General features: G+C 62.5%; 6 protein-coding genes. 4 read left to right on the forward strand and 2 right to left on the reverse strand.

From position 1 onward, the window contains the following. Positions 1–19 precede the first annotated feature (19 nt). Positions 20–1,501 (reverse strand): type VI secretion system contractile sheath large subunit, encoded by a 1,482-nt coding sequence (tssC, locus tag OC610_RS16225; RefSeq protein ID WP_264429025.1) that lies wholly within the window; start codon positions 1,499–1,501, stop codon positions 20–22. Positions 1,502–1,531: 30 nt separating this feature from the next. Next, on the reverse strand, positions 1,532–2,092 hold the full coding sequence (gene tssB, locus OC610_RS16230) for a type VI secretion system contractile sheath small subunit (RefSeq protein WP_030142659.1): 561 nt from the start codon (positions 2,090–2,092) through the stop codon (positions 1,532–1,534). 224 nt (positions 2,093–2,316) lie between these two features. Between tssB and OC610_RS16235 the strand changes: the two genes are divergently transcribed. From OC610_RS16235 to OC610_RS16250, 4 genes are all read left to right on the forward strand, one after another. Beyond that, complete coding sequence (locus tag OC610_RS16235) at positions 2,317–2,775, forward strand: type VI secretion protein (protein ID WP_264429027.1); 459 nt, start codon at positions 2,317–2,319, stop codon at positions 2,773–2,775. Positions 2,776–2,825: 50 nt separating this feature from the next. Further along, positions 2,826–4,157, forward strand: coding sequence for a type VI secretion system baseplate subunit TssK (tssK, locus tag OC610_RS16240; protein WP_264429029.1), 1,332 nt, complete (start codon positions 2,826–2,828; stop codon positions 4,155–4,157). An 18-nt stretch (positions 4,158–4,175) separates the two neighbouring features. Beyond that, positions 4,176–4,937: a DotU family type IV/VI secretion system protein gene (locus tag OC610_RS16245; RefSeq protein WP_264429031.1), complete on the forward strand. Its 762-nt coding sequence runs from the start codon at positions 4,176–4,178 to the stop codon at positions 4,935–4,937. After that, positions 4,934–8,295, forward strand: a 3,362-nt coding sequence (locus OC610_RS16250; protein WP_264429032.1) for a type VI secretion system protein, incomplete at its 3' end; no start/stop codon positions are given. The genes OC610_RS16245 and OC610_RS16250, both read left to right, overlap by 4 nt.

Below are 8,295 nucleotides of genomic sequence, written 5' to 3' on the forward strand. Positions count from 1 at the left end.
GCTCCCTCGCCAAGGGCGGTCAGGCAGCCACCGGTGGCGGCAACGTCGCCACCAGGCGGATCGAGGCGGTCAGTTCCTCCAATTGGAAGTGCGGCCGCAGGAACACAGTGGCCTTGTAGGCGCCTGGCTTGCCCGCCACTTCCGTCACGTCCACCCGGGCCTCGCGCAACGGGTATTGCGCCTTGATCTCCTGCGGCGCGTTGTCGTTGATCAGTACGTAGTCGGCGATCCAGTTGTTGAGGTAGGTCTGTACGTTGTCGCGGGTCATGAAGCTGCCGACCTTGTCGCGCATGATCACCTTCAGGTAATGGGCGAAACGCGAGGCCGCCAGCACATACGGCAACATCGCCGAGATCCGCGCATTGGCGTTCGCCTCGTTGGTGTTATAGACCTTGGCCTTGTTGGTGCTCTGGCCGCCGAAGAACACCGCCACGTCACTGTTTTTCTTGTGGCACAGGGCGATGAAGCCGAGGTCGTTGAGTTCTTTCTCGCGACGGTCGGTGATCGCCACTTCGGTCGGGCATTTGAGCGACAGGTCCCCGGAGCTGGTACGGAAGGTATGGGCCGGCAGGCCTTCGACCGCGCCACCGCCCTCGGCCCCGCGAATCGCCGCGCACCAGCCGTATTTGGCGAAGGCCTCGGTGATGCGTTGTGACAATGCCCAGGCAGCGTTGCCCCACAGGTATTTGCTGTGGTCGGTGCCGTTGACGTCCTCGACGTAGTTGATGCCTTCCACCGGCAGCGTGTCCGGCCCGTAGGGCAGGCGCAGCAGGAATTGCGGCAGCACCAGTGACACGTAGCGAGAGTCTTCGCTTTCACGGAAAGCGCGCCACTTGATCAACTCCTGGCTTTCGAAAATCTTCGACAGGTCACGCGGCACCGCCAGTTCGGTGAAACTGGTCATGTCGAACAACCGCGGGCTGGCGGCGGCAATGAACGGGGCGTGCGCGGCGGCGGCGACGTTCGAGAGTTTTTCCAACAGGCCGATGTCCTGCGGATGCCGGCCGAAGGTGTAGTCGCCCACCAACAGGCTGAACGGGTGTCCGCCGAAGGTGCCGTATTCTTCCTCATAGATTTTCTTGAACAAGGCGCTCTGGTCGAATTCAACGGCTTTTTCCAGGTCGTTCTGCAGTTCTTTCTGAGTGACGTTGAGCAGGCGCAATTTCAGCCGGGTGCTGGTTTCGGTGTTCTGCACCAGCAGGTGCAGGCCGCGCCAGGAGGCCTCGAGTTTCTGCAGGTCGGGATGATGCAGGACTTCGTTGAGCTGGGCGCTGATCAGCTCGTCTATTTGGCTGATGCGGTCGTTGATCATCGCCACGGTATCCTTGTCGATGGCCATGCCTTCGTCGAGGACCTGGGTGGCGAATTCGGCCAGCATATCGCGGGCGTAGTCTTGCTGGCTGTCGTCGTGGGCCATGCGGCCTTCGGCGATGATCTTGTCCAGCAAGGACAGGGTCTGGGTCGTGCTCTCGCTGGTTTGAGCGCTGGATGAAGCAGGCATGGCTTTATCTCCCTTGAATGAGGCGCGCGATCAGGCCTGTGGTTCGGCCGGGGCCGGGTCATCGTTGGCGGCTACGGTGGGCAGTTCTTGCGTCGCGTCCTGGGGCCGGGCCGATTTGATTTCCTGCAGGCCTTCGGTGTTGGCGATCACGTCACGCAGCAGCTTGTCCAAGTCGTCGTTGCCATCGAGCTTGGTCAAAAGGTCCCGCAGGCGCTGCCGCGCTTCGAACAAACGGCGCAGCGGCGTGACTTGCTCGACGACCTTGACCGGGTCGAAGTCGTCGATGTGACGGAAGTTGAGTTCGATGTTGAGCTTGCTGTCGTCGCCGCTGAGGGTGTTGTTCACCTGGAGCGTGGCGCGGGGGGAGATGGAGGCGAGCACCTCGTTGAAATTATCCCGATCGATCTCGGTGAAGCGCCGCTCGTTGAGCTTGGGCAGCGGCTCCAATGGCTTGCCCGAGAGGTCGGCCAGAATGCCGACGACCAGTGGCAATTCTTTTTTCTCGATAGCGTTGCCGATTTCCACGTCGTAAGTGATCTGGACGCGGGGAGGACGGACTCTGTCGAGCTTGTGCTGGGTACTTTCTGCCATGGCGGCCGACTCCGATGCATGTGTGGAAGCAATGCATCGGGAGTCCCGCTCATCGCATTCCCTTGCTGATCCGCAGGTTGCAAATGGACGGCAGAAAACCTGTCATTCCCTTGACGAACCTGGTCCATTCGACTGTGTGGGTCGAACTATCCAAGACGCTAGAACAGGTCTATAAAAATGCAAGCAAAAACAATTTTTGACCGCTGAGAAAAGGAAGATTCATTTTGCGTGCGTTTTTTCATGGATTTTTTTTCAGCCTGGCGCTCACCGGTTGTTCGTTGTTCGCCCCCAGCGTCGACCTCGACAGCCTGACCCTGGACGTCGCGCCTCGGGCCAACGACGACACGCCGATCGCGGTGGATTTCATCGCGGTGAACGACCCGGACCTGCTCAAGCAGCTGTCGGGCATCACCGCCAGCCAGTGGTTTGCCGAGCGCGAACAATTCCAGCGCGACTATCGCCAACTCCTGTCGGTGTGGGGGCTGGAGCTGGTCCCGGGGCAATTCATCGACCGCCAACCCTTCCCGCTGGAGGGCCGGCGCGCCGCTGGACTTTTGGTCTTCGCCAGCTATAACACTCCGGGAGCCCACCGGCTTCGGCTGGACGATCAGCACGAGGCCTGGCTGAAGTTCGACAGTCGCGAGATGACCCTCGTGAATGACGACCGGCACAAGCAGCCTTGAGTGACCGCGGGCCGCCTCGCGCGGCGATTTGGGATGTCGAAGGGAGTCGTATGAGCCTGTTACCTGACGCGGTGTGCTGGCACGAGGGCATGCAACTTTTGCCTCAGCATTTTCAGTTGCAAGGGCTGCGCGCCGAGGCCCTCGCCGCGCATTTTGCCGGGGCTTGCAACCCTTGGTTCTGGGGCGTCAGCCAGTTGGAAGTCGATCCTTCGGCCCTGAGTGCCGGCCAGGTACGCCTGCTGCAATTGCAAGGCACCTTGCCGGACGGCTTGCCGGTCAATTTGCAGGCCGGTGTCGGGCCAACCCTGGAACTGGACGTCAGCGAGGCGATCGACAAGACCGACGACGCCACCGTGACCGTGTACCTGGCGGTCAGCCCGCTGTGGCGTGCCGGGCAGTTGCTGCCGCTCAAGGGGCGCTTGCAATCGGTGGTTGGCGAGGCTTTGCCAGACCTCACCAGCGGCGAGTTTCCCGAGTCGATCACCGTCTGGCGGCCCAACCCGAGGTTGTGCACGCAATTGAGCAAGGCTGATTCGATCTGCCTGCCATTGCTGCGTATCCGCAAGGAGGGGGGCGGTTTCTGGCGCGTGCCGTATACGCCGCCGACGCCGATCCTGCTGCCGGAATCGGCCCTTGGTCGGCGGGTGGCCGGGGTGTGTGCGAGGGCCAGGGAAAAGTGCATGTTCCTCGCTGGTCGCTTGCGTCAGGCCCAGGCGGCCGGCAACCAGGACGATGCCATGGAGATCCGTCGGCAATTGACGGCCCTGTGGGCGCGCTTGCCGGAGGTCGAAGGGGCGTTGAATACCCGGGTGGCGACGCCCCAGGCGCTCTACGGTTTGCTGCTGGGGCTGGCCGGGAGCTGGTCGGCGTTGGATCCGCTGGCGGGCGTCCCGGCTTTCGCGCCGTTGGATTTTCTCGAGTTGCAGCGCGGCTACGAGCCGCTGCTCGACTGGCTGGAAACCACCCTGGAACTGGTCCGTGCCGGTTACCGAAGCCTGGCGTTCGAGCGCAACGAGCAGGCTTTCTCGATCCAGTTGCCTGACGATCAGCCGAATCAACGCCTGGTGATCGGTTTGCGCATGCCCAACGGCGCCGGTGAACAAGCGGCGGCCGAATGGTTGCGCGGCGCGATCATTGCGTCGGCGCCCCACATTGCGCTGCTGAGTCGCCAACGCATGAGCGGTTTGCCACACCAGGCCATGAGCCGCAACGAGCAGGTGGCCTACAGCGTCGGTGACGACACCCGTTTGTTTGTGGTGGCCGCGAGCGGGCAATGGTTCGACGGCCAACTGCCGCTGCACATCGTGGCGCCGGCTTCGGCCCAGGCCAGCAGCCCGTGGCAAGTGGTGTTGTTCGTGGCGCAAGCCAGTGAAAGTGCCTGATCGCAAAAGGGGAGCTGTATGCCTGACGGAAGTGGCGGGGTGGTTCGGAGTCTGCACGAGGCGCCGCTGAGCAGCGCGTTTCGTCAAGCCTGGTTGAAGTGGTCCCAGGAGTGGCAAGACCTGCCCAAGGACAGTGATCCGGCAATTGTGATCAATCGGGTCGTGGAGTTTTCCGGTCGCGGCGCCCAGCGTCTCTGGCGGGTGGCCTACGCCACTGTCGGCGATGCCGCTTCCGAGCAGGTCAAGGCGCTGGTCTATGCCTTCGTCGCGCTGGTGGACGAGACGTTGCTGTTCAGCACCTGGCCCGGCCAACTGGCTTGGCAGCAGCATCCCCTCGAGTCACGCATGTACGCCAGCCGCCAGGCCGGCGAGCGCTTGCCCGCAGCGATCAAGAAGCTGCTGGATGAGCAGATGCCGGGCACTCGGGATCTGGCGAATGTCTATCTGCAATGCCTGATCCTGGGATTCCAAGGGCGCTTGCGCGGCGAGCCTGGTCAGGTCCAGCACGAAAAATGGCGCGTGGCGTTGTTCACCTTTGCCTGGCAGCACGAACCCGATTACGTCGACGTCAGCCAGCGCCTGGCGATGTCTGCGGCGGCGACGCCCGCGCGTATGCCAGCGCAGCAATCCTTGCCGGACGGCTTTCGCCTGGTGTTGGCGATCGTGGCGATGGTGCTGTTGTTGACTGCCTTGGGGCAGGTCTTCTGGCATGACATCCGCCTGGAGCTCGAACCGGTGTTGCAATTGAACGAGTCGCCAGTCCAGGAGCAGGATTCATGAATACCCTGAGCATCGTCGCCTTGGTGCTGCTCGCCATTGTCGTGGTGCTGGTGATCGCGGCAGCGGTCTGGTGGTTGCGAACCCAGGGCGGGGCGGCGATTCGCAATTTCTACGGGGCGGTGCGCCAAATGGAGCAGGAGCAGGGCACCCGCGACCGCTATCAGACGCCTTGGTTGATGATGCTCGGCAACGAAACCGACGGTGCCCAGTTGTGCAGCCAATGGCGGTTGCAACCCACGGACAAGGCGGGCTGGTTCGGGCGCTGGTTTTGCGATGCCGAAGGCGCCGTATTGGTGGTGCCCCAGGCCTTGTTCCTGCCCGATGAAGGCATGAATCGGCAACGGGGCAATTGGTGGCGACTGCTGGGCCTGTTGTTGCGGCTGCGCAGCAAGCGGCCATTGGACGGGGTGATCTGGACAGTACCGTTCAGCAAGTTTGATGACATCGAGCACACCACTGAGCTGAGCCTCAAGGTCCGGCGGGTTTTTATCGATTTGCTGCAACGGTTTGGCCTCAGCCTGCCGGTGTACGTGGTGATCACCGGGATGGAAGAGTTGCCCGGGTTCCAGGAATTGGTCAGCGCGCTGCCTGCCAAGGCGCGTGAGTCAATGCTGGGCTGGTCGTCGCCTTACTTGCCGGATGCGGCGTGGCAGTCGCACTGGAGTGACCAGGCGCTGGATGAGATCAACGCCGCGCTGGCGCAGTCGATCATCGAGATCGGTGCGCTGTCGGGACAGCTGAGCACCGATCTCTATGGCCTGCCGGAACGCTTCGAAGGCTTGCGACGAGCCTTGCAGGTCTTGTTGGAGCCTGCATTCCAGGGCAACGCCCAAGGCGAAGCGCCGCGATTTCGCGGCGTGTACTTCACCGCCAGCCAGGCACCGGCCACCGGCGGCGACAGTTTGACTGCCCATCACAATGGCCAGCGGCAAACGGTATTCGCCCGGCAATTGTGGTCGCGACGTCTTATGGCCGAACGCGGCCTGGCCCAGCCCGTGCCTCGCTTGCTACGCGTGCGCCAACGCGGGCATCGGCTGGCCGGCGCGGTGGCGTTGGTGGTGGGCCTGGTCTGGTTGGGAGGCATGGTCTGGGTCTGGCGCGATTCGGTGGAAAATGCCGAGGGACTGTCGCGGTTGGTCCTCAGCGCCCACAAGAACCACATCGTCGTTGACCCGGACCAGCCGCAACTGGAACCGACCCGGCATAACGTGCAGAACTACTGGAACGTCCTGGAGAAAGCCCCGCGCTGGCGCTTTGTCTCGGTTGTCTTCCCCACATCCTGGTTTTCCTCTGTGGACACGCAGCTGGAGGATGGCTTGCGCCTGACCGCCAGGCACCATTGGATACTACCGTTGCGAGACTTGCTCAATTGCGACCTGGAACAACTCAAGTCCATCCGCAACACCGAGCGGCGGGGCAACGTCGAGAACGACGACCCGGCGCAGTGGCAGAGTTACCTGAAGGCCAAGGCGCTGGTGGATTTGGCAGCTCGCCTCGAGCAGCACAACCAGATGTTCAGCCAAGTGGTGAATGACCCCAAGGCACCACTGGACGAACTGGTGCAGTTGAGCAACGCCGCGTTGTCCCTGGGCCTCAACACTGGGACGTTGAGTCGCCCACAGTTTTACAACCGGGTCCTGTTCGATGCGCGTAACAGCTATTTGCAAGGGCTGGACCTGAACGCCGCGCGCCCGGTCATCGCCGATAATTTCACCGGCCTGATGCAACGCTGGCTGGACCATTATTTTTTGGCGGACAACTTCGTTCGCCAGGCCGGTTATCTCAAGTTGCACCTGCAACGGCTGGAGGCCGGCAGCGGCAACTCCTTGAGTGAGCTGGAAGACCTGATGGCGCTGATCGATGACCTGCAGACGCTGGTGAGCCTGACCAACTCCGCCTGGGGCCGGGGCAAGGGCCAGGACCTGGTGCCCGGCTACACCCAGATGCTGGACAAGGTCAGCCACAGCACTTTGCTCGGCCCGGACATCACACAGGACCTGGAGAGCCAGGCGGCGAAGTTGCAGCAGAACTTTCGCGACCAGTGGATCGTCCAGAGTGGTTCCCGGGATAATCTGCTGGTGCAGCAGGGCAGCGGCTTGCTGGTGTTGCAGGACCATGTCACCGCTCTGGACAGTGCGGTGCAAGCGCTGTTCAAACGGGATTTCGTGGCGTTGGCGATGCAGAAGGACCCGTCGTCGGGTAACCCCGATTCGATGGGGCAGGGCAATGGCAGCGACGATTTCAGCGGCGCCCTGAACTACTTCGCCAGTTACAAGAGTTATGTCAACGAGGAGCTGCCGCGCATCCCGCCGGATTACCGCGATGCACTGATGCAGGCCGCCGAAAACGCCGCGGCACGGGCCATGTGGTTGAGCCTGGATGAAAGCGAGGAGCCGCTGCCGGGCATGGGCTTCAACGTACAGACGACCCAGGCCGTGGCGCTGCAGAAAGCCTTCATGGACGTGCATCGGGGTGACCTGGCGATACGTTTCCAGCGCCTGCTCAATCGCCGGGCATTGGCGCAGATCAACAGTGGCCTGGACGAAATCGATGCCCAGCCGTTATTCAGCCAGCGCGCCGATATCGAGCGTTGGGACGGTTCGAAGAACTTCGGCTTGCGGCTGTATGGCGCCAACGATCCACAGGAACTGAAGCTGAACTTGAACCAGCAATTCAGCGCCATGCTGCAGATCGCCGAGCAGCGCATGCCTGCCCTGGAATGGCTGATCGTCCAGCAGGACGACCTGTCCGCCCTGGAGCATGACCAGGTGGCGCGGTTCATGGCCCTCAACGACGAACTGCTCAAGTACAAGAATCAGAACCCGGCCAGCTCGGCTGCCCAGTTGGAGCAATTGGTGAGTCGGGATTTCAATGCGATGGACACCGCGTCCTGCGCGCAGATCTTGCAGACCTCCAGCCTGTCCGGTGGGCGCGGCGACCTGGCTCGGCGCACCGTCGCATTGCAGCAGGGTGCGCTGCAACGTTGCCTGTACCTGCAACAGAACCAGGCGGCGATGGCCTGGAATGACCTGGCCAATTATTTCAACCAATACCTGGCGGGACGCTTCCCGTTTTCCCAGGACGTGCGGGCCAGCGATGCCGACCCGGCGCGGGTGCAGCACCTGTTGGAATTGATCGAGACACGCGTGCCCCTGGCCCAGGCCGGGCTGACGCTGAGCCAGACGCCCGAGCGCTTGGCGGCCGAGGATTTCCTCAACCGCTTGAAGCAGGCCGGTGTCTGGCTCGGGCCGCTGTTCGTGCGGGACAAGAGCGGCATCCTGGGCGTGGAGATGGACGTGCGCTGGCGCACCGATCGCGATGAGGAGCGTGGCGCCGACCAGGTCATCGCTTGGAGCCT

The organism is Pseudomonas agronomica (assembly GCF_025917275.1).
Lineage (GTDB): Bacteria > Pseudomonadota > Gammaproteobacteria > Pseudomonadales > Pseudomonadaceae > Aquipseudomonas > Aquipseudomonas agronomica.

Excerpts from the sequence above, each read along its gene's own strand:
- tssK (WP_264429029.1), top strand. The coding sequence starts at position 2,826 with ATGAGCCTGTTACCTGACGCGGTGTGCTGGCACGAGGGCATGCAACTT.
- tssB (WP_030142659.1), bottom strand. The coding sequence starts at position 2,092 with ATGGCAGAAAGTACCCAGCACAAGCTCGACAGAGTCCGTCCTCCCCGC.
- tssC (WP_264429025.1), bottom strand. The coding sequence starts at position 1,501 with ATGCCTGCTTCATCCAGCGCTCAAACCAGCGAGAGCACGACCCAGACC.
- OC610_RS16245 (WP_264429031.1), top strand. The coding sequence starts at position 4,176 with ATGCCTGACGGAAGTGGCGGGGTGGTTCGGAGTCTGCACGAGGCGCCG.